Origin of the sequence: Rhizobium rhododendri (assembly GCF_007000325.2) — a bacterium.
GTDB classification, from domain to species: Bacteria; Pseudomonadota; Alphaproteobacteria; order Rhizobiales; family Rhizobiaceae; genus Rhizobium; species Rhizobium rhododendri.
Genome location: NZ_CP117267.1, coordinates 1,973,848 through 1,998,919, shown reverse-complemented (window position 1 = coordinate 1,998,919; position 25,072 = coordinate 1,973,848). Strand labels below are relative to the sequence as shown.

General features: G+C 61.4%; 21 protein-coding genes and 1 pseudogene. 9 read left to right on the top strand and 13 right to left on the bottom strand.

The genetic code is table 11. From position 1 onward, the window contains the following. Positions 1 to 26 precede the first annotated feature (26 nt). The 4 genes from PR018_RS09760 to trxB all read right to left on the bottom strand — a co-directional run bounded on the left by PR018_RS09760 (position 27) and on the right by trxB (position 3,927). Positions 27 to 1,196, bottom strand: coding sequence for an MFS transporter (locus PR018_RS09760; protein ID WP_142823309.1), 1,170 nt, complete (start codon positions 1,194 to 1,196; stop codon positions 27 to 29). A gap of 1 nt (position 1,197) precedes the next feature. Then, positions 1,198 to 1,491, bottom strand: coding sequence for an ArsR/SmtB family transcription factor (locus tag PR018_RS09755; RefSeq protein WP_142823308.1), 294 nt, complete (start codon positions 1,489 to 1,491; stop codon positions 1,198 to 1,200). A gap of 541 nt (positions 1,492 to 2,032) precedes the next feature. Next, on the bottom strand, positions 2,033 to 2,929 hold the full coding sequence (locus tag PR018_RS09750) for a LysR family transcriptional regulator VtlR (protein WP_111222730.1): 897 nt from the start codon (positions 2,927 to 2,929) through the stop codon (positions 2,033 to 2,035). 23 nt (positions 2,930 to 2,952) lie between these two features. Further along, complete coding sequence (gene trxB / locus PR018_RS09745; protein ID WP_142829282.1) at positions 2,953 to 3,927, bottom strand: thioredoxin-disulfide reductase; 975 nt, start codon at positions 3,925 to 3,927, stop codon at positions 2,953 to 2,955. Between the two features lie 243 nt (positions 3,928 to 4,170). Between trxB and PR018_RS09740 the strand changes: the two genes are divergently transcribed. Beyond that, positions 4,171 to 4,638, top strand: coding sequence for an Lrp/AsnC family transcriptional regulator (locus tag PR018_RS09740; protein WP_111223008.1), 468 nt, complete (start codon positions 4,171 to 4,173; stop codon positions 4,636 to 4,638). Between the two features lie 2 nt (positions 4,639 to 4,640). After that, positions 4,641 to 5,555, top strand: coding sequence for a glycosyl transferase (locus tag PR018_RS09735; protein WP_142829284.1), 915 nt, complete (start codon positions 4,641 to 4,643; stop codon positions 5,553 to 5,555). Here PR018_RS09735 and PR018_RS09730 read toward each other — a convergent pair. Both PR018_RS09730 and greA read right to left on the bottom strand, forming a co-directional pair. Beyond that, positions 5,519 to 6,571, bottom strand: coding sequence for a glycosyltransferase family 4 protein (locus PR018_RS09730; protein ID WP_142823611.1), 1,053 nt, complete (start codon positions 6,569 to 6,571; stop codon positions 5,519 to 5,521). The two genes, PR018_RS09735 and PR018_RS09730, sit on opposite strands and share 37 nt — an antisense overlap. A gap of 17 nt (positions 6,572 to 6,588) precedes the next feature. Beyond that, positions 6,589 to 7,065, bottom strand: coding sequence for a transcription elongation factor GreA (greA, locus tag PR018_RS09725; RefSeq protein ID WP_142823305.1), 477 nt, complete (start codon positions 7,063 to 7,065; stop codon positions 6,589 to 6,591). A gap of 248 nt (positions 7,066 to 7,313) precedes the next feature. On the opposite strand from greA, the gene PR018_RS09720 reads away from it, so the two are divergent. Together PR018_RS09720 and PR018_RS09715 are read left to right on the top strand one after the other, a co-directional pair. Next, positions 7,314 to 8,546, top strand: a complete 1,233-nt coding sequence (locus PR018_RS09720) for a putative DNA modification/repair radical SAM protein (RefSeq protein ID WP_142823304.1) — start codon at positions 7,314 to 7,316, stop codon at positions 8,544 to 8,546. A 14-nt stretch (positions 8,547 to 8,560) separates the two neighbouring features. Then, a complete protein-coding gene (locus tag PR018_RS09715; protein ID WP_142829293.1) occupies positions 8,561 to 10,069 on the top strand; it encodes a UdgX family uracil-DNA binding protein in 1,509 nt (502 codons plus the stop codon). A gap of 4 nt (positions 10,070 to 10,073) precedes the next feature. On the opposite strand, the gene PR018_RS09710 is transcribed toward PR018_RS09715, so the two are convergent. The 4 genes and pseudogenes from PR018_RS09710 to PR018_RS09695 form a co-directional block, all read right to left on the bottom strand. Further along, positions 10,074 to 11,069, bottom strand: coding sequence for a T6SS phospholipase effector Tle1-like catalytic domain-containing protein (locus PR018_RS09710; protein WP_279309157.1), 996 nt, complete (start codon positions 11,067 to 11,069; stop codon positions 10,074 to 10,076). A gap of 101 nt (positions 11,070 to 11,170) precedes the next feature. Further along, a pseudogene (locus tag PR018_RS09705) lies at positions 11,171 to 11,263 on the bottom strand (hypothetical protein); the annotation flags it as partial. Positions 11,264 to 11,335: 72 nt separating this feature from the next. Further along, the gene (gene carB, locus PR018_RS09700; protein ID WP_142823303.1) at positions 11,336 to 14,821 is read right to left on the bottom strand and encodes a carbamoyl-phosphate synthase large subunit; all 3,486 of its coding nucleotides are present in this window, start codon (positions 14,819 to 14,821) and stop codon (positions 11,336 to 11,338) included. A 159-nt stretch (positions 14,822 to 14,980) separates the two neighbouring features. Continuing rightward, entirely contained in the window at positions 14,981 to 16,015 is a 1,035-nt protein-coding gene (locus tag PR018_RS09695; RefSeq protein ID WP_142823302.1) for a zinc-dependent alcohol dehydrogenase family protein, read from the bottom strand. Positions 16,016 to 16,199: 184 nt separating this feature from the next. On the opposite strand from PR018_RS09695, the gene PR018_RS09690 reads away from it, so the two are divergent. Both PR018_RS09690 and ypfJ read left to right on the top strand, forming a co-directional pair. After that, on the top strand, positions 16,200 to 16,682 hold the full coding sequence (locus tag PR018_RS09690; RefSeq protein ID WP_142823301.1) for a DUF2306 domain-containing protein: 483 nt from the start codon (positions 16,200 to 16,202) through the stop codon (positions 16,680 to 16,682). A 94-nt stretch (positions 16,683 to 16,776) separates the two neighbouring features. Then, positions 16,777 to 17,700 carry a KPN_02809 family neutral zinc metallopeptidase gene (ypfJ, locus tag PR018_RS09685; RefSeq protein WP_142823300.1) on the top strand — a complete coding sequence of 308 codons (924 nt, stop codon included), beginning with the start codon at positions 16,777 to 16,779 and terminating at the stop codon, positions 17,698 to 17,700. Between the two features lie 76 nt (positions 17,701 to 17,776). Here the strand turns inward: ypfJ and PR018_RS09680 are convergent, their stop codons facing one another. Then, positions 17,777 to 18,664: an SDR family oxidoreductase gene (locus PR018_RS09680; RefSeq protein ID WP_142829286.1), complete on the bottom strand. Its 888-nt coding sequence runs from the start codon at positions 18,662 to 18,664 to the stop codon at positions 17,777 to 17,779. 95 nt (positions 18,665 to 18,759) lie between these two features. Between PR018_RS09680 and PR018_RS09675 the strand changes: the two genes are divergently transcribed. Beyond that, on the top strand, positions 18,760 to 19,608 hold the full coding sequence (locus PR018_RS09675; protein ID WP_142823298.1) for a helix-turn-helix transcriptional regulator: 849 nt from the start codon (positions 18,760 to 18,762) through the stop codon (positions 19,606 to 19,608). A 27-nt stretch (positions 19,609 to 19,635) separates the two neighbouring features. Here PR018_RS09675 and PR018_RS09670 read toward each other — a convergent pair whose 3' ends face one another. Then, a complete protein-coding gene (locus tag PR018_RS09670) occupies positions 19,636 to 21,462 on the bottom strand; it encodes a tetratricopeptide repeat protein (RefSeq protein WP_142823297.1) in 1,827 nt (608 codons plus the stop codon). An 82-nt stretch (positions 21,463 to 21,544) separates the two neighbouring features. Beyond that, positions 21,545 to 22,549 carry an aldo/keto reductase gene (locus PR018_RS09665; RefSeq protein WP_142823296.1) on the bottom strand — a complete coding sequence of 335 codons (1,005 nt, stop codon included), beginning with the start codon at positions 22,547 to 22,549 and terminating at the stop codon, positions 21,545 to 21,547. Between the two features lie 114 nt (positions 22,550 to 22,663). Here PR018_RS09665 and PR018_RS09660 point away from each other — a divergent pair, with 114 nt between their 5' ends. Together PR018_RS09660 and PR018_RS09655 are read left to right on the top strand one after the other, a co-directional pair. After that, positions 22,664 to 23,575, top strand: coding sequence for a LysR family transcriptional regulator (locus PR018_RS09660; protein ID WP_142823295.1), 912 nt, complete (start codon positions 22,664 to 22,666; stop codon positions 23,573 to 23,575). A 170-nt stretch (positions 23,576 to 23,745) separates the two neighbouring features. Then, a complete protein-coding gene (locus PR018_RS09655) occupies positions 23,746 to 24,984 on the top strand; it encodes a TCR/Tet family MFS transporter (RefSeq protein WP_142829287.1) in 1,239 nt (412 codons plus the stop codon). The last annotated feature ends 88 nt before the right edge of the window (positions 24,985 to 25,072 follow it).

The following is a 25,072-nucleotide window of genomic DNA, read 5'->3' as shown; positions in this document are numbered from 1 at the left end:
GTTGTTGGTGGTTGGGAGGTAGTGACTTATTCGGCGGCCGCAATGGCGTTGCGACGTGCACGTGGGGTTGCGAAGGTGAGGGCGACGATGGCGAGGCCGACCAAGGCCAGTGCTGCGGCGGCGAGGGGTACTCGGGTTAGCGCAAAGCCGTTTGCGATCACCACGCCACCGGCCCACGCGCCGAGTGCATTGCCGACGTTGAAGGCGCCGATGTTGATGGTCGAGACAAGGTTCGGTGCGTCCTTGCCGTAGCGGAGCACACCGATCTGCAGGGCCGAGACGGCAGCGAATGTGACGAAAGCCCAGACAAACAGGGTAATCTCGGCTGGAACAAGCGCTTTGCTGGTGACGCTGAAGATCGCCGATGTCAGCGCTATGGCGGCAAAGATAAGAGCAAGGCTGGTACCGAGGCGCCAGTCTGCAAGCCTGCCGCCGACGAGATTACCGACCGTCAGGCCAAGGCCTATCAGGAACAGGGTCCATGTCACGCCCTGGGGCGAGACGCCGGTGACATCGCGCAGGATCGGGGCGATATAGGTGAACAGCGCAAACATTGCCGCCGAGAAGAACACCGTCATCAGCAACGATAGCCAGAGGCCGGCGCCGCGCAACGCAGAGATTTCTCCCAAAATATTGCTCTTTGGGGCGGTTTCCGTTTTCGGCAAAACGAGCATCAGGCCGATGATCGATGCGACGCCGAGAATGGCGACGGCCCAGAAAGGTGCACGCCAGCCATAGGCCTGGCCGAGGGCTGTACCGAGCGGTACGCCGAGCACGTTGGCAAGTGTCAGGCCGGTAAACATCAGCGCAACGGCACTGGCCTTGCGATCGCTGGCGACGAGGTTTGCCGCGGCAACCGAACCTATGCCGAAGAAGGCGCCATGGCAGAGCGCCGTCACGACGCGGGCGATCATCATGATCCAGTAGTCGGGAGCAAGCGCACACATTACGTTTCCGAGGATGAATACGCCCATCAGCATGATAAGTGCGGAGCGGCGGCGCAGCTGCGCTGTGGCGACGGCCATGATCGGTGCGCCGATTGCAACCGCCAGCGCGTAGCCGGTCACCAGCCATCCGGCCTGTGGAATGGTCACCGCAAGGTCGCCGGCGACGTCGGGCAGGAGGCCAAGCACCACGAACTCCGTCGTGCCGATCGCAAAAGCGCTCAGCGCGAGGATGAATAGGGCTAAAGGCATTCTAAAGTTCCTTTTGAAGCGACGCGAGGAACTCGGCGATGATGGCCTCGTTACGTCGGTAGAAGACCCATTGGCCAAGCCGCTTGGTAGTCACCAGATCGGCGCGGTGCAGAGTGCCGAGATGGGCCGAGACTGTCGATTGGGAGAGGCCGCAGCGCTCGAACTGTCCGGCGCAGACCCCGAGTTCAAGCGGGTGGTCCTGCGTGGCGAAATGCTTTTCCGGCTCTTTCAGCCAGCTGAGAATTTCCAGCCGGGTGGGGTGAGCCAGCGCTTTCAGAATTTCATCTCTGTCCATGATCCAGACCTGCATCGTGTTGAGACGATATGTATATCGGCTGGACACGATGCAATAGGACGGCGCGATCACATGGGCGTGATCGAGAAAGGCTAAAAAATAGGCAAAAAAAGAGGGCCACCGGTAAACCGGGGCCCTATAGGTATGAAGGTTAAAAACCTCCAGAGGGGAACAGCTTCTGCGGTGGAACTGGGAGGTAAAAGCCACCATGTGCATCAGCTGTGGGCAATATGTCTTCAATTTGTGCAGGTGGCAATGTTTTTTTGTGCACGGCAGCTATGCGTTTGTGCGTCGCAGCGACAAATCCGGAAAATTGGCAAAAAAAGAGGGCCGCCGATCGAAACCAGGGCCCTGTAGGTATGAAGGTCAAAAACCTCCAGAGGGGAACAGCTTCTGCGGTGGAACTGGGAGGAAAAGCCACCGTATGCATCAGCTGTAATCGATATGGTCGTAAAATGGGCACGCATCAATGACTGTTTGTGCATATCGGCCATGTGGCAGGCACATGGCTCGTTAGCGCGGCTAATGATTTTGCCCTTTGCTAGAAGTTCCAGTTCCGAGCCTTGGCGACGATGAAGTCCCTGAAGACCTTGAGCTTCGCGGCGTTCTTCATTTCGTCCGGATAGGCAAAGTAGGTGTCGAAGGATGGCACGTCGGCATTCAGCGACAGCTGGATCAGACCAGGGTCGCGGCCAACGATATAGTCCGGCAGCACCGCAATTCCGATACCGAGCAGGCAGGCGCGCTTGATCGAGGTCTGGCTGTTGATTTGCAGGTGCGACAATCGCTTGTTGTCGGACGAGCGCCCGGCGACTTCCAGCCAGTTGATGTCGAGCAGGTATTGCGGAGCGGGTTCGCCGAACGAGATGATCCTGTGATCGTCGAGATCGTCGACGGACTGCGGCTCGCCGTGGCGGTTGATGTAGGAGGGGGCGGCGTAGACATGCATGTGGACGGTGAACAGCTTGCGCTGGATCAGGTCCGATTGCTGCGGCTGTCGAAGACGGATGGCGCAGTCGGCGTGGCGCATGTTGACGTCCAGCTCCTCGTTGTCGAGGATCAGCTGGATCTGCATGTCAGGATAAAGCTGCAGGAACTCCTGAATCTTGTCCGTCAGCCAGCCCTGGCCGAGACCGACCGTCGTGGTGACGCGCAGCTTGCCGCTCGGCTTGTCGGTGGTCTCCGTCAACTGCATCTTGACGGTTTCGAGCTTCAGCAGCACGTCATGGGCGGTGCGGTACAGCAGTTCGCCCTGCTCGGTGAGGATGAGGCCACGGGCATGGCGGTGGAACAGCTTGATGCCGACATCCTGCTCGAGGGCGCTGACCTGGCGGCTGATGGCGGATTGGGACAGATGCAGCTTGTCTGCCGCATGGGTGAACGATCCGGCTTCGGCAGCCGCGTGAAAAATCCGCAGCTTGTCCCAATCCAATGGCATTCCGCTCCCCCTCATTGGCTGCTTCACTCCGCAGCCATCGCGACCGGCATAAGCCCGGTCAAGTAGCGCTCCGCCTCCAGCGCCGCCATGCATCCCATGCCGGCAGCTGTTATCGCCTGGCGGAACGTATCGTCGGTCACGTCGCCGGCGGCATAGATGCCTTCCACGTCGGTGGCAGTCGAATCAGGGGCCTTCCAGAGATAGCCGTTGTCCTTGAGCTTCAATTTTCCCTTGAAGAGTTCGGTCGCCGGCGCATGGCCAATGGCAACGAACACGCCGTCGATCGGCATGTCGGTGACAGTGCCGGCTTTGATGTCGCGCAGCCTGACGCCCGACACCGATGGCGGCATTGGCGGTTTGGCTGGCGTGCCGGTGATTTCGGCGATTTCCGAATTCCATAGAACCTTGACGTTGGGCTTCTCGAACAGCCGCTCCTGAAGGATTTTTTCGGCGCGGAAGAAATCGCGACGATGAACCACGGTTACCGAGCGGGTGATGTTCGAAAGATAAAGCGCCTCCTCGACGGCCGAATTGCCGCCGCCAACGACGATGACGTCCTTGTTGCGATAGAAGAAGCCGTCGCAGGTAGCGCAGGCGGAAACGCCGAACCCCTGGAAATGCTGCTCGCTCTCTATGCCGAGCCATTTCGCCTTGGCACCGGTGGCGATGATCAGCGTATCGGCGGTCCAGACGGTGCCGGAATCGGTGCTGAGGACAAAGGGGCGGCGCGATGTGTCGACCTCGGTGACGAGATCGTTGACAATCTCGGTGCCGACGTGCTTGGCCTGCTGCAGCATCTGCTCCATCAGCCAGGGGCCCTGGATCGGATCGGCAAAGCCCGGATAGTTTTCGACATCGGTGGTGATCATCAGCTGGCCACCCTGTTCCATGCCGGCGATCAGCACCGGCTTCAGCATGGCGCGGGCAGCGTAGACTGCAGCCGTATAGCCGGCGGGGCCGGAACCGATGATGAGCACCTTCGTGTGGCGGGCAGACATGAGGGAAGTCCTTTCAATGGCAGCGATGGGATGGTGGCACTGCCTGCTAGCGGCATTGCCGTCGATCTTTCCCATGCGCTGCCTCATTTATGATTGTCGCATGCATTTATTCAAGGGCAGCCTTGCATTACCAACAGGGCAAATGGCCAACGGGCAAGATTCAGGCGTGCGCGGGAAACATTGTTGCGAATTTCTGCTCTTTATATAGAAGGTGCGACGGAGGAATTAAAGAAAGGCATGACCGTGCTGCGGGCAGAACTTGACGCCATCGACATAAAAATTCTTCGCGAACTGCAGCAGGACGGCCGCATGACCAATGTCGAGCTCGCCGACCGAGTCGGAATTTCGGCGCCGCCTTGCCTCCGGCGGGTGCGCAAGCTCGAGGAAGCAGGCATCATCGAGGGTTACCATGCGATGCTCAACAGCCCGCGGCTCGGCTTTGATCTTGTCGCCTTCTGCATGGTCGGGCTGAAGCACCAGTCGGAAACCAACCTTAAGGCATTTGCCGCCACCACGCTGCAATGGCCGCTCGTCCGCCAGGCGTGGATGGTATCCGGAGACAGCGATTTCCTGCTGCATTGCGTCGCCCAGAACCTGACCGCTTTCCAGGATTTCGTCATCGAGGTTTTGACGGCCAACGAGCATGTGGACACGGTCCGCACCATGCTCACCATCCGCCAGGTCAAGAAGCTGGGATTGGTGGAACTCTAGGCATGTCCGATCGCCCCTGGCACCGTTCACTGATCAAGACGGGCACGCGCCTGCTGCTCGGCAGCGCGCGCGCGCATTTCCAGGATGCGTTTCCGGGACTGTCCGTCGTGCGGGCAACCGTGGATGCGCCGGGTGAGGTTCGCTATCGCGGCGCTGCTGTCGCAGCGCTGTCGAGCGCCTCTGTCCTCCGAAGCCGATCCGGCGACACGGTGGCGATCGTCGGCTCCGGCCCCTCGATAGCCGGTAACGATCTTTCCCGTCTGCCGCCGCAAACTGCCATTCTGCTGAACGGCGCCATCAGCCTGTCGGGTCAGCCTGTCGCAGACGAGCTGGCCGTCGCCGTCGAGGACGAACGTTTCATCTGGCGGCACTTCGATCTCGTGAAGCAGCGTGTGAAAGACAATACGCCATGCCTGTTTTCCGTCGAGGTGTTGCGGGCTATTTGCGAGATAGACCTGGGGTTCCTGCGCGACCGGACCATCGTGCTGATCGATGATATCCGTAAACCCTACGGTGCAAGGCGGCGGCGGTACGATACGATCCAGGCCTTCGATTTCATTCGCAGGGATGCGGAGGTCAATGCCGGCCTTTCGTTCGACCCGGATCGCGGGGTGTTTCGTGGTGGCTCGGTTGCCGTGTCTGCCCTGCAGTTTGCTCTCTATTGTGAACCGAAGACAATCGGGCTGTTCGGCATCGACATATCCAACGCCCATCAGCCGCGCTTCTACGAGACCACCGGCGAAACCGCTTCATCCGGCATTGCGGACGCGGAAGCCCGCATCGTTGCGCATTTCGTGCTTGCCAAGTCAGTTGCGGCTGAGCGGGGCATCGAGATCGTCAATTATTCGCCGGTGTCGGCACTGGCCGGTGCCGGCTTTGGCTATAACGACCGCTTTTCGCCCAGCAGGCCTGCATAGACGGCGGCGATAGCGGTGGCTTCCTTTTCCAGCGCAAAATTGCTGCGAACATGGACGACAGCGTTCTGGCCCTGGCGGCGGGCCTCGTCGGGATCGGCCAGATAGGTTTCGATGGCTGCCGTGAGGGCAGGGCCGTCGCCGGCCGGAACGACCATGCCGGTCTCGCCCGGCACGATCATCTCGGCGTAGGCACCGGCATCGGAGGCGACGACCGCCGTCTGCGAGGCCATGGCTTCCAGCGGCGTCAGGCCGAAACCCTCATTGCGCGAAGGCGCCACGTAGAGCGTTGCGCGGCGATACCAGGGGCGGATGTCGTTGACTTCTCCCATGAAGCGGATGCGATCCGACAGGCCGGCGTCAGCGACGGCCTTGGTCAAACCGTCGGCAAATACCTTATGCTCCGGTGTCACACGGCCACAGACGATCGCCGTCCAATCGGGATGGTTGGGCAGCAGCTCGATCATTGCCTGAACGAAAAGATCCGTGCCTTTCTGGTGACGCACGCGGCCGAAGCAGCCGATCAGGTATCGGCCGGGGAGGTCCGTCGCGGCCATGCGGTCGGCCGGCCCTTCCGGCGGATGGAACAGGTTTAGATCGACACCGTGCTGGATGACAGTGTGGGGCACCTGCAGGAAGCTGCCGGAACGGGTGCTGGTGGCGATGACGGCGTGCATGCGGCGAATCAGAAAACGCGTGTAAGCCGAATGGCGCCGTTGCGCTGCCGATGTGAACAGCAGCTTGATCGGCATGCGCAACACAGCCCGCAACAGGAGGCCAAACAGCATTTCATTGTTGCGGCGGGCATGCCAGACGCGAACCTCGTAGCGGCGTGGCCGGACCCAGAGGCCCGGAACCTGGCTCCAGCCGAGTTTCGGCAGGTGCGGCGGCAAGCCTGGGCCGAGCGTTACGATGCGGGTGCCGAGCGCGACCTGCTTGGGAACGAGCTGCACGATGGTCGAGGTGACCCCCGACAATCGCCGCTTGAAATTCGGCGCGACGATCTCGGTCTCGCGCAGGTCCGCTGCCACCGGGCTCAGCCCCAGGTGATGGAGAGGATTTCGTAGGCCTTGGAACCGCCGGGGGCATTGACCTCGATGGAATCGCCGACTTCCTTGCCGATCAGCGCACGTGCGATAGGCGAAGATATGGAGATGCGGCCGGCCTTTACGTCGGCTTCCTGGTCGCCGACGATCTGGTAGGTCTTCTGTTCCTCGGTGTCCTCATCAACCAGTTTGACGCGGGCGCCAAACTTGACTGTGGTGCCGGACATTTTCGACAGGTCGATGACTTCGGCACGGGCCACAAGATCCTCGACTTCGCCGATGCGACCTTCGTTGTGGCTCTGGGCTTCCTTGGCAGCATGATACTCCGCATTTTCCGACAGATCGCCGTGGGCGCGAGCCTCGGAAATTGCCTCGATGATCCGCGGCCGTTCCTGCTGCTGGCGCCAGCGCAGTTCTTCCTGCAAATTGGCGAAGCCGCTCTGCGTCATCGGTACCTTGTCAACCATGTCTCTGTCCTTCAGTCCTATGTCGTAGCTGCCGACACAAAAGAAAACAGGTCCCGAAGGAAAACTTCGGAACCGTGCAATAGCCGCTATATGGGGCACTTATAACAGAATACGACCGCCAATTTCCAGAGAATTCGCACCGCAACGGTGCAAGTGCATGTGGTTCTTTTCGTTAGCCTGCTTATTTTACCGACATTCCGAAGCGGTCCGTCTTGACGATTAGCGATAGAACATATAGTGAACATGATATGAAAAAGTCGCTGAACGATCGTCTAGCCATTCTTTCCGATGCCGCCAAGTATGATGCGTCCTGTGCCTCCAGCGGTACCTCGACGCGCAGTTCGGCGAAGTCCGGCGGATTGGGGTCAACGGAAGGCTCCGGCATCTGCCATTCCTATGCGCCGGACGGAAGATGCATTTCGCTTCTGAAAATCCTGATGACCAACTTTTGCATCTATGACTGCGCCTATTGCGTCAACCGATCTTCAAGCAACGTCGAGAGAGCCCGGTTTACGGTCGAGGAGGTCGTCTGGCTGACGATGGAATTCTACCGGCGCAATTACATCGAGGGCCTGTTCCTGTCCTCCGGCATCATCCGCTCCTCCGACCACACGATGGAAGAGATGGTCCGGATCGCACGTGAGCTGCGGACTACGCATAATTTCCGGGGCTACATCCATCTGAAATCCATTCCGGAGGCGTCGCCGAAGCTGATCGAGGAGGCGGGGCTTTATGCCGACCGCCTGTCTCTCAACATCGAGCTTCCGACCGATGTCGGTATCACCCGTCTGGCGCCGGAAAAGAAGCCAGCCGGCATCCGCCAGGCGATGGGTGCGCTGCGGCTAAAGATCGAGGAGGCCAGCGATCCGACGTTGCAGAGCAAAAAGCGCAAGCGCTTCGCACCGGCCGGCCAGAGCACCCAGATGATAGTCGGCGCCGACGATGCGAACGATGCAACCATTCTCGGGACCAGCGCACGGCTTTACGGCAGCTACGGGATGAGGCGGGTCTACTATTCGGCATTCAGCCCGATCCCTGATTCGTCAAAGAACCTGCCGCTGATCAAGCCGCCGCTGATGCGCGAGCATCGCCTTTACCAGGCGGACTGGCTGTATCGATTTTACGGCTTTGGGATCGCCGAGATTACTGGCCAACAGGCGGGCGGCATGCTGGATCTCGATCTCGATCCGAAACTGGCCTGGGCGCTTGGCAACCGAAACGCATTCCCGGTCGACATTAACTCCGCTGAGCGCGAGACGCTGCTGCGCGTGCCGGGGCTCGGCACGAAGACGGTCAAGGCCATTCTGTCGGCCCGTCGTTTTTGCCGGCTTCGGATCGAGGACCTCGCGCGCCTCGGAGTGTCCGTGAAGAAGGTGCAGGCCTTCATCGTTGCCGAGGGCTGGAGCCCGCGAAAGCTGGCCGACCGGCAGGATCTTCGTGCGATGTTCGCGCCCAAGCCGGTACAGTTGACGCTGCTCTGATGGGTTCGGCAGCGATGCGTCGCGTAACGCTGAAGGGTAGGGGTGACTTGGCCGAATGGCGCGACGTGGCGCGGCGGCTGCTTGCGGAAGGTGTGTTGCCTGAGGCCATCGACTGGCACGAGGCCACGTTGGGCGGAGACCTGTTTGGCACTGCTGGCGAGCGCCTGTTGCTGGAGCCGACGGAGCGTCCATCAGGTTGCGAGGCGGGCGTCAGGCCTGCAGGCTCATCACCCGTTTCCGTGCCTCCGGCCTTCATCAGCCTGGCGGAGGCCGTGATCTGTCATTCCGATCCCGGTCGTTTTGCGCTGCTTTACCGCATCCTGTTTCGTCTTTGCAGCGACCGCCATCTGCTCGGCATGGTCGCGGATGTCGATGTTCACCGGGCGCTGATGCTGCAGAAGTCTGTCCGTCGGGACTGTCACAAGATGACCGCCTTTGTGCGCTTCAAGGAGGTGGATAGCGCGCTGGCATTGCCGCGGCGGCGCTTCGTTGCCTGGTTCGAACCGGATCACCATATCGTCGCCCGCAGCGCACCGTTCTTCCAGCGCCGGTTCAACGACATGGACTGGCTGATCGCCACGCCGCGCGGCTCGGCCGCCTGGGACGGCACCCAATTGACGATCTCCGATCTGCCGGTTGAGAAACCATCGCTGACAGACGAGGCGGACACGCTGTGGCGCACCTATTTCAGCAATATTTTCAATCCTGCACGATTGAAGGTGAAGGCCATGCAGGCCGAGATGCCGAAAAAATATTGGAAAAACCTGCCGGAGGCCGATCTCATTCCCGGTCTTATCGCCGGCGCCGAGGCCAGCGTGCTGGCGATGGCAAGGCGCGCGGCAACCGAGCCGCTGCCGTTTCACCAGAGGCTGCAGGCGGCCGCAGCTGCCGAGCAAATGCCCGTATCGGCGGCGCAAGCGGGCAGCATGGAAGGGCTGCGGGAGGCGGCCCGCCAATGCACCCGCTGCGAGTTGCACTGCCACGCCACGCAAACGGTGTTCGGTGAGGGGCCTGTCGACGCATCGGTGATGGTGGTTGGCGAGCAGCCGGGCGATCACGAGGATCTTGCAGGCCGCCCGTTCGTTGGTCCGGCCGGCAAGGTCTTCAATCAGGCGATCGACGATGCCGGCATAGACCGGACGACGCTCTACGTGACCAATGCCGTCAAGCATTTCAAATACGAACTGCGGGGCAAGCGGCGCATCCACCAGAAGCCGACGATGGGCGAGGTCCGCCACTGCCGCTGGTGGCTGGATGGAGAACGGGCCCTGATCCGCCCGAAACTGACCGTGGCACTCGGCGCTACGGCGCTGTTCGCACTAACCGACAGCCGGGAGAGGCTCGAGGATATGAGGGGCCGTCCGGTTCCGCTGGCAGATGGCAGCAACCTGTTTGTCACCGTCCATCCGTCCTATCTGCTGCGCATTCCCGACGCGGGGCGCAAGGCCGAGGAACTGGCGCGGTTTCAAGCGGAAATTCGTTCCATAAGCCGTCTCGTAGGGCAGGCGGAGGGCGCATCTTGAGTTCTCAGGGCACATAGTGATGGGTGCGCGGCAGGTTTTGCGGTTTGTAGTCACCCGTCTCTAGCCTTGTCCTGACGGATTCGTGCAGGAGCGCGCCTGCGGGGATCAGACGTGGATCGCTGCGGGGAATATACATGCCGTGAGCGTGTGCCTTTCGCAACGAGGATCGTGGAATCTCCCTCGGTATCCACTCCAGGATACGCCACGCGGCATTCATCGAATTGTGCAGCGGCCCGGTCGGTGAAAGAGGTTGATATCTTGGCATCTCCGGATCTTTGCCGAGAACGATCCGGTCTATGACTTCGTGCCGGTAATGGAGCCCGGTTGGTTCCGTCTCCCGGATCATCCAGTCGAGGGGTATCTTGATCTGAGCACTCTCCGTTTCGGGATAGCCGCCGCCGACATCGCAATGTACGCCCGCAAACCAGACTTCCATGAAATTCTGCTTCGACTTCGCGGTAGCAGAGTGACGGGCGTGATAGTCTTGGTCGGGTTTCCAGTACTCCGGCCGATACATCGTTCGCTTCTCATCGATCGCCAGCGCTTGCCGCACCCATTCGACGCTGGGATTAGCGTCCGTGAAGGGATGCGTTTTCATCTGCAGACGGCCGTGGCCAACTTCAAGCAGCGACGCTACCGTTTCGAAAAGACCGAGGAGCTTGATCGGCGGGTGGTCGTTGACGAGTGTTTTCTCATACAGGCGCATTTTGGCGAAGCGCGATGTTCCGTCCACCGCCGCGGCATCGCCGTCGGCGTTGACGCTTTTGTAGGTCCTGTATGCATAGTCGATGAGGTTGAGGTTGTATTTGCTCGTCAATCCGAAGGCGTGAAGGAAGCCGGCAAGAACGCGGGCGGTGTAGGCGCCACGGCTGAACCCGAAGATAAAGATCCGGTCCCGGTCAACATTCTGGCCATCCTCGACTGGTCCCGCATCATAGTTCTCGACGAGGAAGCGGTAGGCTTCCTTGACATTCTGATCCAGACCCCAACCCGTTGCCAAGCCCCAGACCTCGACTGTTCCACGCCACAGCGGGACCAGCTGTCGTCGGCTCCGAAGGTGCCAACGCCGGGGTCGTACCGGACGATCTGGCGTGCTGAATGCTCGAGTGTGCCGAACAAGCGCAGAATGTTCGTACGGTCGTTCGATATCTCGTTCGAGGTACCGTCAAAAAGGATAACAATATTCTTCGACATTGAATTCCCCCTGAAGACTGGCCACGCTAGCGCGCCTTCAAGGAGAATGCAACTAATGGTAGATTTTGCCGATCAAAAATAGCTCTGCAGCGGCCGGACTTCGAGATTGCCGGCTTTCAGGGCCTGGATCGCCATGGCGGCGGCTTCGGCGCCGGCCATGGTCGTGTAGTAGGGCACCTTCTGCATCAGCGTTGCGCGGCGGATCGATTTGGAGTCCGAGATCGCCTTGTTGCTGTCCGTCGTGTTGATCACCAGCTGGACCTGGCGGTTGCGGATGGCGTCCTCGATGTGCGGGCGGCCTTCCAGCACCTTGTTGATCTTGGTCGTGGCGATGCCGTGTTCGGCGAGGAAGCGGGCCGTGCCGCCGGTTGCCATCACCTTGAAGCCCTGTTCGACGAGCATGCGGATGGCCGGCAGGACGCGTGGCTTGTCATCGTCGCGCACGGCCACGAAAACCGTGCCGCCGCGTGGCAGTTCGACGCCGGCGCCCAGCTGCGCCTTGGCGAAGGCGAGAGCGAAGTCGGTATCGAGGCCGATGACTTCGCCGGTCGAGCGCATTTCAGGGCCGAGCAGCGTGTCGACGCCGGGGAAGCGGGCGAACGGGAAAACGGCTTCCTTGACGGCAATGTGCTTGAGGTTGCGCGGATCGGGTTTTTCACCGTAGGCGGCAAAAGCTGCGTCAAGGCTTTCGCCGGCCATGATGCGAGCAGCGATCTTGGCAATGGGCGCGCCAATCGCCTTGGCAACGAAAGGCACGGTGCGCGAGGCGCGCGGATTGACTTCGAGCACGTAGACGACGTCGTCCTTGATGGCGTACTGGACGTTCATCAGGCCGACGACATTCAGCGCCTTGGCCATCGCCTTGGTCTGGCGTTCCAGTTCGTCGATCATCTCCGAGGACAGCGTGCGCGGCGGCAGAGAGCAGGCGCTGTCGCCGGAGTGGATGCCGGCTTCCTCGATGTGTTCCATGATACCAGCGATGAAGGCGTTCTCGCCATCGGCCAGGCAATCAACGTCGATCTCGATGGCATTCGACAGGTAGCTGTCGAACAGCAGCGGGTTCTTGCTGAGCAGCGTGTTGATCTGGCCGGTCTTGTCGTTCGGGTAACGCTGCTTGATATCTTCCGGCACGAGGCCGGGGACGGTATCAAGCAGGTAGCTCTGCAGCATCGATTCCGAGTGGATGATCTGCATCGCCCGGCCGCCGAGCACGTAGGATGGGCGGACCACCAGCGGGAAGCCGATTTCCGAAGCGACGACGCGAGCCTGTTCGACCGAATAAGCGATGCCGTTGTTGGGCTGGTTGAGGTCGAGCTTCATCAGCAGCTTCTGGAACCGGTCGCGGTCTTCGGCGAGATCGATCATATCTGGCGCGGTGCCGAGGATCGGGATGCCGTTCTTTTCCAGCGCTTCGGCCAGCTTCAGCGGAGTCTGTCCGCCGAACTGGACGATGACGCCGACGACTTCGCCGCTTTCCTGCTCGGCGCGCAGGATCTCGATCACGTCCTCGGCCGTCAGCGGCTCGAAATAGAGGCGGTTCGAGGTGTCGTAGTCGGTCGACACGGTTTCAGGGTTGCAGTTGATCATGATCGCTTCATAGCCGGCATCCTGCAGCGCGAAGGCGGCGTGGCAGCAGCAATAGTCGAACTCGATACCCTGGCCTATGCGGTTCGGACCGCCGCCGAGGATGACGACCTTTCTGGCCGACGTCACATTGGCTTCGGAGCGCGCTTCGCCGACGAAGGGCGTCTCGTAGCTCGAATACATGTAGGCAGTCGGCGAGGCGAATTCGGCAGCGCAAGTGTCGATCCGCTTGAAAACCGGACGCACGTTGAGGGCGTTACGCTTCTCGGCCACTTCCTTCGGCCGCTTGTTGGTGAGGGTCGCCAGGCGCGCGTCGGAAAAGCCCATGGCCTTCAGCATGCGCAGATTGACCGCATCGTCCGGCAGGCCATGTTCGCGAACACGGGCTTCCATGTCGACGATGGCCTTGAGTTGCGCGATGAACCATGGGTCGATCTTGCAGCCTTCGTGCACCTCTTCGGCGCTCATGCCCATGCGCAGCGCCTGGGCCACCATGCGCAGGCGGTCCGGCGTCGGCGTGCCGATGGCTGCGCGAATGGCGTTGCGGCTGCCTTCGCCTTCCTCGGTGCCGGGGATCTCGATCTCGTCGAGGCCGGTGAGGCCGGTTTCAAGGCCGCGAAGCGCCTTCTGCAGGGATTCGGCAAAGGTCCGGCCGATGGCCATGACTTCGCCGACCGACTTCATCGCTGTCGTCAGCACTGGCGAGGCGCCCGGGAATTTCTCGAAGGCAAAGCGCGGGATCTTGGTGACGACGTAGTCGATCGACGGTTCGAACGAAGCAGGCGTCGCGCCGCCGGTGATGTCGTTGTCGAGTTCGTCGAGCGTGTAGCCGACCGCGAGCTTGGCGGCGACGCGCGCAATCGGGAAGCCGGTCGCCTTGGAGGCCAGCGCCGATGAGCGCGAAACGCGCGGATTCATCTCGATGACGACGAGGCGGCCATCGGCCGGGTTGACGGCGAACTGCACGTTTGAGCCGCCGGTCTCGACGCCTATCTCGCGCAACACGGCGATCGAGGCGTTGCGCATCATCTGGTATTCTTTGTCGGTCAGCGTCAGGGCCGGGGCGACTGTGATGCTATCGCCGGTGTGGACGCCCATCGGGTCGATGTTCTCGATGGAGCAGATGATGATGCAGTTGTCCGCCTTGTCGCGGACGACTTCCATTTCATACTCCTTCCAGCCGAGCACCGATTCCTCGATCAGCACCTCCGTGGTCGGCGAGGCGTCGAGGCCGGAGCCGACGATCTCGAAGAATTCCGAGCGATTGTAGGCAATGCCGCCGCCGGTGCCGCCCATGGTGAAGGACGGACGGATGATGGCGGGCAAGCCGACGACGTCGATCGCCTGGGCTGCCAGAGCCATGGCGTGGCTCATGTAGCGCTGCTTGCGGTCCGTTTCGCCGAGGTTCCAGGTGTTTTCGAGGTCGTCAAGCGCTGTGTCCAGCTCGGCGCCGCTCAACCTGGACCTGACCTCGTCGCGCGCTGCTTCGTGGCGGTTGCGATCAAGTTCCTTGATGTCGGTGGCGTTGGCGAGCAGCGACTTCGGCGTTTCGAGGCCGATGCGGGCCATGGCTTCGCGGAACAGGGCGCGGTCTTCAGCCATGTCGATGGCGGCCGGCTTGGCGCCGATCATCTCGACATTGTAGCGGTCGAGGACGCCCATTCTCTTCAGGGAGAGCGCGGTGTTGAGCGCAGTCTGGCCGCCCATGGTCGGCAGCAGCGCGTCGGGGCGCTCCTTGGCAATGATCTTGGCGACGACTTCAGGCGTGATCGGCTCGACATAGGTGGCGTCGGCCAGATCCGGGTCGGTCATGATCGTCGCCGGATTAGAGTTGACGAGGATGACGCGGTAGCCTTCCTCTTTCAGTGCCTTGCAGGCCTGGGTGCCTGAATAGTCGAATTCGCATGCCTGACCGATGACAATCGGCCCCGCGCCGATGATGAGGATCGATTTAATGTCTTCGCGCTTCGGCATGATCTCTATCCATTTTCTGCGTGCGCCAAAAACCAGCCAGGTGTGTCCACCGGCCGGGCGCGCGCTCTGCATCTCAAAAGGCTAGAAGCGGCTTATAGGCAAATGTTTTTGCAAACGGAACCCCATAAATCGTCCAATCGACAGGATTCCGAGTGTGGCCTACCTTGCGGCGTGATCGGGCACCACCAGGACGCGGATTTCGCCGGGGCGGGCCGGCTGGCGGATGGCTTCGGCACCGTCTGTCATGCCGACGACGCGGGAGATGAGTGGTGCGACGTCGACGGCGCCCGAGGCAATGAGATCGGCGGCGCGCCGGTGGGTGAACGGGTTGATGAAGGAGCCGATGAATTTCAGTTCGCGGAACAGAAGGTCGAAGGGCTCAATCGGCACGGTCTGCCCCTGCGGCATGACGCCGAGGATGACAACGGTGCCGCCGCTCTTTGCCATGCGCGTCGATTGCTGCACCGTCTCGGCGACGCCGGCGCATTCGAACACCACATCGGCACCGCCGGGCAGCAGGCCATCCGGCCCCGATATGGCGGCGATGGGGTCGCTGAGGCCTGGATCGAGTGTCGCGGTGGCGCCGAGGCGCTCGGCAAGGGCGCGCTTTTCCTTGTGACGGGTGATTAGGACGACGCGGGTGGCGCCGGCCAACCGTGCCAGTTGCACCACCAGCAGGCCTATGACGCCGCCGCCGAGCACGACCACCGAGGCACCGGTTTCGATTTTCGCCATGTCGACGCCGTGCAGGCAGCAGGCGAGGGGCTCGCAGAAGGCGCCGTGCAGCGGGTCGAGCCCAAGCGGCAGTTCGAAGGCCTGGGTGACGGGCAGGATCGCGTAGTCGGCAAAGCCGCCATCGCGGTGGATGCCGATTGCCTGCAGCCGTTCGCAGAGGTTGACGCGGCCGCTGCGGCACTGGCTGCAGAGGCCGCAGGAAATGTTCGGATCGCAGGTGACGCGCATACCGGGCGCAAAGCCTGTCGTATCAGCGCCGACGGCCTCGACGATGCCGGCAAATTCGTGGCCCAGCGTGACCGGCGGTGCGGACGGGAATTCGCCGTGGAGGATATGGCGATCCGTGCCGCAGATGCCGCAAGCCTCGACGCGGACGAGCAGTTCGCCTCTACCGGGCACCGGCTTTTCGATCTCGCTGACGGTCAATTGGCCGACGGCGTCGAGACGTATGGCTTGCATCGATGTCTCCTCCCAGAGATATAAGGACTGGCGGGCAATGGGCGTCAAAAGCCTTGCCGCGTCAAGGCTATCTGCTGCTATTATAACTGAATTCTCGCCCGCGTTGGCCCCTCGACTTCGGGCAGCCGTCGGGTATGATCGAGCCAGCCGACGTCGGATCGGTAGCCTTGTGAGGTGCTGTACCATGACCCTCGAACCGCTGCTGTCGGCTTCGCCCGCCATTCACATCCATGTGGTTGCCGTGGTCACATCAGCGCTGCTCGGCGCCTACGTGCTGTTGCGGCGCAAGGGGACGTGGCTGCATCGGCTGCTTGGCAAGATCTGGCTTTTGCTGATGGCCGTCGGGGCGTTTTCCAGCTTCTTCATCCATGAGTTGAACGTCTTTCATGGCTTCAGCCCGATCCATCTTCTGTCGGTCTTCGTCCTCTATTCCTGCGTCCAGGCGATTGTCGCTGCCCGCCGGCATGACATTGCGCGTCATCGTCGTGTTGTCCTGGGACTTTATTTTGGTGGCATCGGGGGTGCCGGCGCCTTCACGCTGCTGCCGCACCGGATCATGAACGCTGTGGTCTTTACCGGTCACGAGACGATGCCCCTGCTGCTGCTGGTGGCGATGGCATTATTTCTTGCATGGGCCGCCTGGGGCGCCCCGAGCATTCCTGTCTGATGTGCGATGTTGGCCTTCGCGACTGGTCATTGGGCATGCGGCGGATATATAGGCTTTAACGGGATATCCGTGAGCGCAGCCGGGGAGACAGGTCATGGAATGGAAGGGACGTCGACAGTCCGACAATATCGAGGATGAGCGTGGCTCTTCAGGAGGCACCGGACCGCTTGGCGGCGGTGGTGGAGGTTTCAACTTTCCGGGCGGTGGCATGCGGCGGGCCGGCGGCGGCCTCAGCATTGGCACGATCGTCTTCCTGGTGGTGATCTACCTCATTCTCAAGGCGATGGGCATCGACATGCTACAGATCCTCAGCCAAGGCGACACCGGCAATACCGGTTCCAGCTACCAGCAGAGCAACTCGGCGCCGCAGAACCCGGGCAACGATGAAACAAAGGCGTTCGTCGCCACCGTGCTTGCCGAGACCGAGGATACCTGGGGCGGCATCTTCAAATCCATGGGCAAGACCTATGAGGACCCGAAGCTGGTGCTGTTCACCAACAGGCTGAACTCGGGCTGCGGCCTCGCGTCGACCGCGTCGGGACCGTTCTACTGCCCGTCCGACCGCAAGATTTATCTCGACATGGGATTCTTCCAGGAGATGAAGGACAAGTTCGGTGCTTCAGGCGATTTCGCGCAGGCCTATGTCGTCGCGCACGAAGTCGGCCATCACGTGCAGAACCTGCTCGGCATCCTGCCGAAGGCCGATCAGGCCCGCAGCCAGATGAACGAGGTGGACAGCAACAAGATGTCCGTTCGCATCGAGTTGCAGGCTGACTGCTTTGCCGGGATCTGGGGCAAGTTCACGCAGCAGAAGGGTATTCTCGACAATGGCGATCTGGAGGAGGCGTTGAACGCAGCCCAGCAGATCGGCGACGATACGCTGCAGAAGAAGAGCCAGGGCTATGTCGTGCCTGACAGCTTCAACCACGGCACGTCGGCGCAGCGTGTCAAATGGTTCAAGCAGGGTTTCGACAGCGGCAAACTGACCTCCTGCGACACGTTCTCGAACCCGGTCTGAGCGAACGCTCGCTGTCCGGTTTGGTATCGATAGAGGCCGGCATTGCAGGGATACTGCGACGCCGGCCTTTTGCTTGTTACGCGTATTTCATGGCATTGAGGTCCGACAGCAGCGTCGGGCCTGTTGGGCGCCAGCCGAGCGCTAACTGAGTGTGGGCGCTCGATGCGGGCATGTCCATGCCGACAAACATGCCCATCCAGCCAAAATGCTCCGACGCCTTTTCAGGTGCGATCGAGACGACTGGCACGTTGAGACCTCGCCCAAGGGCTTCGGCGATTGCGCGGCTCTCGATGCCTTCCTCGCCAACAGCGTTATAGCGCGCTCCCCGTTCGGCCTTTTCGATGGCGAGCCGATAGAGGCGCGCGACATCCAGGAGATGGCCGGCAGGCCAGCGATTGCGGCCATCGCCAACATAGGCCGAGACGCCTTTCTGCCGCGCTATATCGAGCAGCGGCGTTATCAGGCCTTGTTTGTACGTGTCGTGGACCTGCGGCAACCGCATCACCGAGACGTTGATCCCCTGTTCCAGAAGCGCGTTGCCGGCAAACTCCGAGGCAATGCGTGGATTGGGATGGCTGACATCGAACACGTCTTCCGTGGCAGGCTCGCCAGGGCCGCGGCTACCGATGCCGGTGCCTGATGTGATGACCAGCGGCCGGTCCGAACCGGCAAGCGCCGATCCCAGTGCTTCGATAGCGCGTCCGTCTTTTGCGCAATTCTCGACAAATCGCGAGAACTCGTGGTCGAATGCAGCGTGGATGACGCCGTCCGCCTTTGCCGCTCCGCTGCGCAGGCTGTCGGTGTCCTCCAGCGTTCCACGGTGGACTTCGACACCCGCTGCAGCCAACGCCGCAGCACCCGCATCCGAGCGCGTCATGCCGATCACCTGATGGCCTGCCTTAAGGAGTTCGGGCACCAGGGCCGAACCAATGAAGCCGGTAGCACCGGTCAGAAATATTCGCACGATAGACCTCCTTGTTGGGTGCAATCACTATCGCCGACATACTTATCCTGTTAAAGTAGTGACCTTATCAGGGTATAAACTATAACGGGATCGCTATGCCGACAAATGCCGCAGGTTCACTGGCGTCCTTCCTGAAGGATCGTCGCACACGGCTCGACCCGGCGGCGTTCGGGTTCTCGGGACGCAGGCGGACGCCCGGACTGCGCAGGGAGGAGGTCGCCCAGCGCGCCAACATCAGTCCGACTTGGTACACATGGCTGGAGCAGGGGCGCGGTGGCGCACCGTCTGCCGACGTCCTGAACCGGATTGCCAGCGGGCTGATGTTGACAGAGCCGGAACGCGAGCATCTGTTCATGCTTGGTCTCGGGCGGCCACCCGAGGTCTGCTACAAATCGGTCGAGGGCGTCTCTCCCCGTCTTCAACGACTGCTGGATACGCTCGACGCCAGTCCTGCGTTCATCAAGACAGCCACCTGGGATGTCGTCGCCTGGAACCAGGCCTCTGCGGTCGTTTTGACGGACTACGGCGCACTTCCGGCCGAGCAGCGCAATATCCTGCGCCTGATGTTCTGCAACCCAGCCATCAAGGGCAAGCAGCACGACTGGGAAAGTGTCGCGCGCGTCGTCGTCAGCGCCTTCAGGGCCGATGTGGCGCGGGCAGGCGCAGTGTCCGAGGTTGCAGATCTTGTCGAGGAACTGTGTCAGGCCAGCCCCGAATTCACGGCGCTATGGCGGGAAAACGACGTCAAGATCCACGGCGATGGCCTGAAGCGGATCCAGCATCCTATCCTCGGCCTGGTTGAACTGGAATACTCCGCCTTCGCCGTCGATGGCCGGCCCGATCTCAGCCTGTTCATCTACAATCCAGTCGACCCAGATATCGCCGGCCGCATCCGCGTGCTTGCCGCAGAGCGTCAACATGCTCGCGAGGGAAATTCGACCTGAACGCCGCCAGAATAGCCTGAGAGACCTTCAAACGGCGGACGCCCGCTTCTCCAGGAGCCGTTCGAAAGCCGCTTTGATCTTCATGACATGCGGCGTCTTGTATTCGAAGCCTTCATTGTGGAGATGGACCAGCATGGTGGCGTTGACCTCGAAGACCACGACCTTGCCACTTGCATCGATGGAGCAGTCGATGCCGAAATAATCGAGATTGACGATGCGCCTGATGGTCTCGAGGGCTGCCATGGCGGATGGGCCGAAGACATGCGTCGGCTTTTCCAGGAAAGCTTGTTCCTCCCGGCGCATCCATTCGAGTTCCGTCATGCGTGTCGAGATATGATGGACTTTCCAGCTTTCGCCGATCGCCAGATGGTAGGGAAAGATCTCGTCGCCGACGAAAATCAGCCGGTATTTTCGAAAGAAACCGTCCTGCGAGCGATAGTCTACGAAGTCTGTGAGATAGAGCGGCTGATCGCCGGCTTGCTCGGCAAAAGTCCGCAATTCTTGCCGGCTGGCCACAACTTCCATCATCTCGCCACCATGCGTGCCGGCATGGCGCACGATCAGCGGAAAGGCGTGGCTCTCACCATCGGCAAGGCGGCGCAGGAGTTCGGCCGCGCCGATACGGCTGGTAGCGGGCACGACGGTATCGCGGACGGCGACCAGGCGCCGCGAGATTGTCTGGCGGTCGGTTCCGACGATCAGCGCCGGATGATTGATTACCGGTTTGCGCAGCGACGCGACGAGTTCACCGAGAGCGCCGATCATGTCGAGGCCGAGGTCGGCATCGGAGATGAGGTTGACGACGACGTCGGCACTTTTGGCGAGTGCCGCGACATCGTAGTAATGGTTCTCCAGCACGATCACGAGGTCCGTATCGAAGCGGACATTCCGGATGAGATCTTCGTAGGGTGTATTGCCAGCAAAGGGTGAGAACAGCATCAGCGCCCGGAAAGCTGCCGGCTGTTGCGATGCCGGATAGCTGCAGGCCACGCCGGCCTTGGCGGCGGCAAGAAAGCTCGTCCTTGCGGCATCGGCGTTGCCGAGATGCAGTTCGGCGTTGCCGCAGAGAAGCAGCGCGTCCTGGTTGCCGGGTTCGAGTGCCAGCACGGCACGAGCGGCCAGCAGCGCTTCGTCCATCTTTCCCGCAGCTTTCAGGGCTACACCGAGGTTCGTCATGCATGAGATATCATCGGGCGAGAGCGTCAGGGCGCGTCCATAGGCAGCAATCGCCTGGCCGAGGTTGCCTGCTTTCTGCAGGAGATCGCCGAGCAACGACCACGACGAGACGTCGGCCGGCTGAAGCGTGCAGGCTCGGGCAGCGGCATCGATCGCCGCCGGCAGGTCGCCCAGCGATTCCAGCACATGGCTGCGCTTCACGAAGGCCGGGGCATGATCGTTTTTCAGGGCAATCGACCGGTCGAGACTGGAGAGGGCTTCCTGCAGACGCCGGCCTTCTGCCTGCAACTCGCCGCGGTTGTACCAGCAGACAGCATCGTCCGGCCGCAAGGTCACGAGCCTGTCGTAGCATTGCAAGGCACCTGCCGCATCGCCCGTCGATCGCAGTGCCATCGCCAGGCCGTTCAGCGCCTGAATATCGTCCGGTCGGATGCGCAGCGATGCTTCGAACCAGGAAACGGCTTCCAATGGCCTGTCGACCTGGATCAGGAGATAGGCGAGCGTATTGCAGGCGACAGGTTCGCCGGTGACGAGCCTGTGCTCCGACTGCAGGAGGGCAATGGCACCATGATAGTCTGCCGCGCCCAGCAATTCCGCCGTTCGGCCGAGGATGGCGGGCAGGGCTGACGGCTCGGGAGACAAAGGCACGACGTACTGGTTCATAAAATCGGCTTTCAAGAGACGCGGTAATCGTAGTTTCTGCCCCGTTGTCTCATTGCCAATTCAGTCTTGTTTGAAGCTGACCAGCGCATTGGTGAATTCAGCGCTGGCTCTTTTCGCTGTCCATGTGGGCCAGCATTGCGGTCGGGTAACGGTCGCCGGCGGCAGCATCTTTCGGGACGGCTGTCTCGATGTCGGCCAGATCGTCGGCGGAAAGATGCACGGCCTGCGAGCCGAGCGCCTCGCTCAGACGGTCGCGACGGCGGGCACCGACGAGGGGGATGATGTCCGCGCCTTTGGCCGCCACCCAGGCAATGGCAATCTGCGCCACCGAGGCATTCCGGGCTTTCGCAACCGTGCGAAGCGCCTCTACCAGTGCGAGGTTCTGATCGATATTGCCTTCTTGGAAGCGCGGGCTGAAGGCGCGGAAATCCCCCATGGACTTGCCGCCATCCTTTTGCCAGTGGCCGCTGATCAGGCCCCTGGACAGGACGCCGTAGGCGGTGATGGCAATGCCGAGATCGCGGCACGTTGGCAGGATCTTCTCCTCGATGCCGCGCGAGATCAGCGAATACTCGATCTGCAGGTCGACGATCTCGTGCACGGCTGCGGCCCGGCGGATGGTATCGGCACCGACTTCCGAAAGGCCGATATGCCTGACATATCCCGCCTTGATGAGGTCGGCGATGGCGCCGACGGTCTCTTCGATTGGCACGTTCGGATCGAGCCGCGCAGGGCGGTAGATGTCTATGTGATCGACGCCGAGCCGTTGCAGCGTGTAGGCGACGAAGTTCTTGATTGCCGCAGGCCGGCAGTCATAGCCGCTCCAGCCGCCGGCGGGATCGCGGAGCGCACCGAACTTGACGCTGAGCAGGAAGTCGTCGCGACTGCGGTCCTTGATGGCTTCGCCGATCAGCAACTCGTTGTGGCCCATGCCGTAGAAGTCGCCGGTGTCGAGCAGGTTGACGCCTGCATCGAGAGCCGCGTGGATGGTGGCGATGCTTTCTGCCCGGTCCGATGGACCGTACATGCCGGACATGCCCATGCAGCCGAGGCCGATTGACGATACCTGCGGGCCGGTGGTGCCCAGACGAACCTTTTCCATGCTCATTCTCCTTGATGGCGGACTTCCGTCTGAAGTCTTCGAAAGACGTTTACTCCGTCCCGCGTTGTGCGATAATCGGTATATTTAGAAACAGGCCGTACGGATTTTTGCACAATGGACGACCTGCCGCTCGGCGACCTCGCCGCCTTCCATGCCGTTGCCCGAGAGCGCAGTTTTCGCGCCGCCGCCCGCAAGCGCAACGTCTCGCCTTCGGCGCTTAGCGAGGCAGTGCGCCGGCTGGAGGAAAAGCTCGGCCTGCGGCTGTTGAACCGTACCACCCGCAGCGTTACACCGACGGAAGCCGGTGAGCGGCTAATGGAGCGGCTGGCGCCGGCGTTCAGCGACGTTGCTGCCGCTCTCGACCAGATCAACAGTTCCGACGATAACCCGGCCGGCACGTTGAAGCTGAACATCCCCTCCATCGTTGCCCGTTATATCATGCCCGGGCTGCTTGGTCGTTTCATGGCGCTCTATCCGGATATCCGGCTGGAGGTGGCGGCCGACGATAGCTTCATCGACGTGCTGGCCGCCGGCTTCGACGCCGGTGTGCGCTATGGCGAGCGGCTGGAACAGGACATGATCGCGGTACCGCTCGGGCCGCGCGAGCAGCGTTATGTGACCGCCGCGTCTCCGGCCTATCTCGAAGCCAATGGTACGCCGCAACATCCGAGCGACCTGCTCGAGCACCGCTGCATCCGACACCGCTTCGTCAGCCGTTCGGTGGGACTTTGGGAATTCGAGCGAGGCGAGGAGAGCCTCGTCCTGTCGCCGCCGGCCTCGCTGATCACCGATTCGCTCGAGATCGAGGTCGGTGCCGCCGTGCGCGGACTGGGCGTGCTGCGCTGCTTCGAGGAGATTGTCGCGCCAGCCGTCGCAACGGGAGAGCTGGTCCTTATTCTCGACGAATGGGTCAGCCGTTTTCCCGGACCGTTTCTCTACTATGCCAGCCGCCGCCACATGCCCGGGCCGCTGCGCGCGTTCGTGGATTTTCTGAAGGCCGACCAGAAACGGGCCGTGCAGCCGTGAAATCAATATCTAATGTTCTGGTCTGGAACGAATTTTAGCGATTTATCGATCAATAAATTTGATCTGTTCACCCATTGTTTCTGCGCTACGATAGCGCTCACAAGTACTGCGGTTTTGCGTTCCCGTTCTGTCTCTTCAGACGCCCGGGCGTATCAATACAGGCGCCTTTCATGATCGATCCGACATTTGCCCGCCGCGGCCTCTTCCTCGTTTTTGTCATCCTGCTCCTCGACATCATCGGCATAGCCATCATCATGCCGGTGCTGCCGGCCTATCTCGAGGAATTGACGGGGGCCTCGATCAGCGAGGCTGCGGTGGAAGGGGGATGGCTGCTGCTCGCCTATGCCGGCATGCAGTTCCTGTTTGCCCCGCTTATCGGCAATCTCTCGGATCGGTTCGGGCGCCGGCCCGTCCTTTTGGCGTCGGTACTGACCTTTGCCATCGACAACCTGATCTGCGCGCTGGCGACAAGTTACTGGATGCTGTTCGTCGGCCGAATCCTGGCCGGCATCAGCGGTGCCAGCATCGCCACATGCTCGGCCTACATCGCCGATGTCAGCGATGACCAGAACCGCTCGAAAAATTTCGGGCTGATCGGCATCGCTTTCGGCGTGGGTTTCGTGCTCGGGCCGATCATCGGCGGTTTTCTCGGCGGGTTCGGTGCGCGCGTGCCGTTTTTCGGCGCTGCATTCGTGTCGCTGGTCAACTTCGTGCTCGCCTGCTTCATGTTGCCGGAGACGCTGGAGGCGAAGAACCGCCGCCGGTTCGACCTCTCGCGGGCCAACCCTTTCGGTGCGCTGAAGCAGATGCGCAGCTATCCCGGTATCGGCTGGATCGGTCTGGTGTTTTTTCTCTACTGGCTGGCTCACACCGTCTATCCCGCCGTCTGGCCTTTCGTCAGCGCCGACCGGTACGGCTGGAACGAACGGCAGATCGGTCTTTCGCTCGGCGTGTTCGGCATCGGCAGCGCCGTCGTCATGGGCTTCGTCATGCCGCGCCTGGTGCCCGTCCTCGGCGAATGGCGGACGGCGCTGGTCGGCCTTGCCTTCTGTACCGCTGGTCTTGCCGGCTATGCCTTCGCCTGGGAGGGGTGGATGGTCTATGCGGTCATCGTTGCGACAGCGTTGGAAAGCGTGGCGGATGCGCCGCTGCGCAGCATTGCCTCAGCCTCGGTGCCGGCCTCGGCGCAGGGCGAGTTGCAGGGTGCCATGAGCAGCCTTTCCAGTCTGACGACGATCATCGGACCGCTGATCTTCACCCAGTTGTTCGGTTGGTTCACCGGGCCCAGCGCACCCATCGTCTTTGCCGGGGCTCCCTATGCGATGGCATCGGTCTTCCTGCTGGTGGCGCTTGTGGTCTTTGTGGTCAGGGTGCGCTCGAAAGCGCGAGACATTGAAGAAAATGCCTAAGGCTTAGTCATTCCTCATGGAATCTGCCGCATTCTTCGTCAAAATTGCTCTCGCGACTGGCTTATAAAGCCTATTTGCGCTACCAGCG

What these genes read in the sequence shown, in the direction of transcription:
- PR018_RS09715 (WP_142829293.1), top strand. Translation starts at nt 8,561, where the DNA reads ATGCGTCGCGTAACGCTGAAGGGTAGGGGTGACTTGGCCGAATGGCGC.
- PR018_RS09735 (WP_142829284.1), top strand. Translation starts at nt 4,641, where the DNA reads ATGTCCGATCGCCCCTGGCACCGTTCACTGATCAAGACGGGCACGCGC.
- PR018_RS09655 (WP_142829287.1), top strand. Translation starts at nt 23,746, where the DNA reads ATGATCGATCCGACATTTGCCCGCCGCGGCCTCTTCCTCGTTTTTGTC.
- PR018_RS09755 (WP_142823308.1), bottom strand. Translation starts at nt 1,491, where the DNA reads ATGGACAGAGATGAAATTCTGAAAGCGCTGGCTCACCCCACCCGGCTG.
- PR018_RS09695 (WP_142823302.1), bottom strand. Translation starts at nt 16,015, where the DNA reads ATGCAAGCCATACGTCTCGACGCCGTCGGCCAATTGACCGTCAGCGAG.
- PR018_RS09690 (WP_142823301.1), top strand. Translation starts at nt 16,200, where the DNA reads ATGACCCTCGAACCGCTGCTGTCGGCTTCGCCCGCCATTCACATCCAT.
- ypfJ (WP_142823300.1), top strand. Translation starts at nt 16,777, where the DNA reads ATGGAATGGAAGGGACGTCGACAGTCCGACAATATCGAGGATGAGCGT.
- carB (WP_142823303.1), bottom strand. Translation starts at nt 14,821, where the DNA reads ATGCCGAAGCGCGAAGACATTAAATCGATCCTCATCATCGGCGCGGGG.
- PR018_RS09665 (WP_142823296.1), bottom strand. Translation starts at nt 22,549, where the DNA reads ATGGAAAAGGTTCGTCTGGGCACCACCGGCCCGCAGGTATCGTCAATC.
- trxB (WP_142829282.1), bottom strand. Translation starts at nt 3,927, where the DNA reads ATGTCTGCCCGCCACACGAAGGTGCTCATCATCGGTTCCGGCCCCGCC.
- PR018_RS09675 (WP_142823298.1), top strand. Translation starts at nt 18,760, where the DNA reads ATGCCGACAAATGCCGCAGGTTCACTGGCGTCCTTCCTGAAGGATCGT.
- PR018_RS09720 (WP_142823304.1), top strand. Translation starts at nt 7,314, where the DNA reads ATGAAAAAGTCGCTGAACGATCGTCTAGCCATTCTTTCCGATGCCGCC.
- PR018_RS09750 (WP_111222730.1), bottom strand. Translation starts at nt 2,929, where the DNA reads ATGCCATTGGATTGGGACAAGCTGCGGATTTTTCACGCGGCTGCCGAA.
- PR018_RS09660 (WP_142823295.1), top strand. Translation starts at nt 22,664, where the DNA reads ATGGACGACCTGCCGCTCGGCGACCTCGCCGCCTTCCATGCCGTTGCC.
- PR018_RS09760 (WP_142823309.1), bottom strand. Translation starts at nt 1,196, where the DNA reads ATGCCTTTAGCCCTATTCATCCTCGCGCTGAGCGCTTTTGCGATCGGC.
- greA (WP_142823305.1), bottom strand. Translation starts at nt 7,065, where the DNA reads ATGGTTGACAAGGTACCGATGACGCAGAGCGGCTTCGCCAATTTGCAG.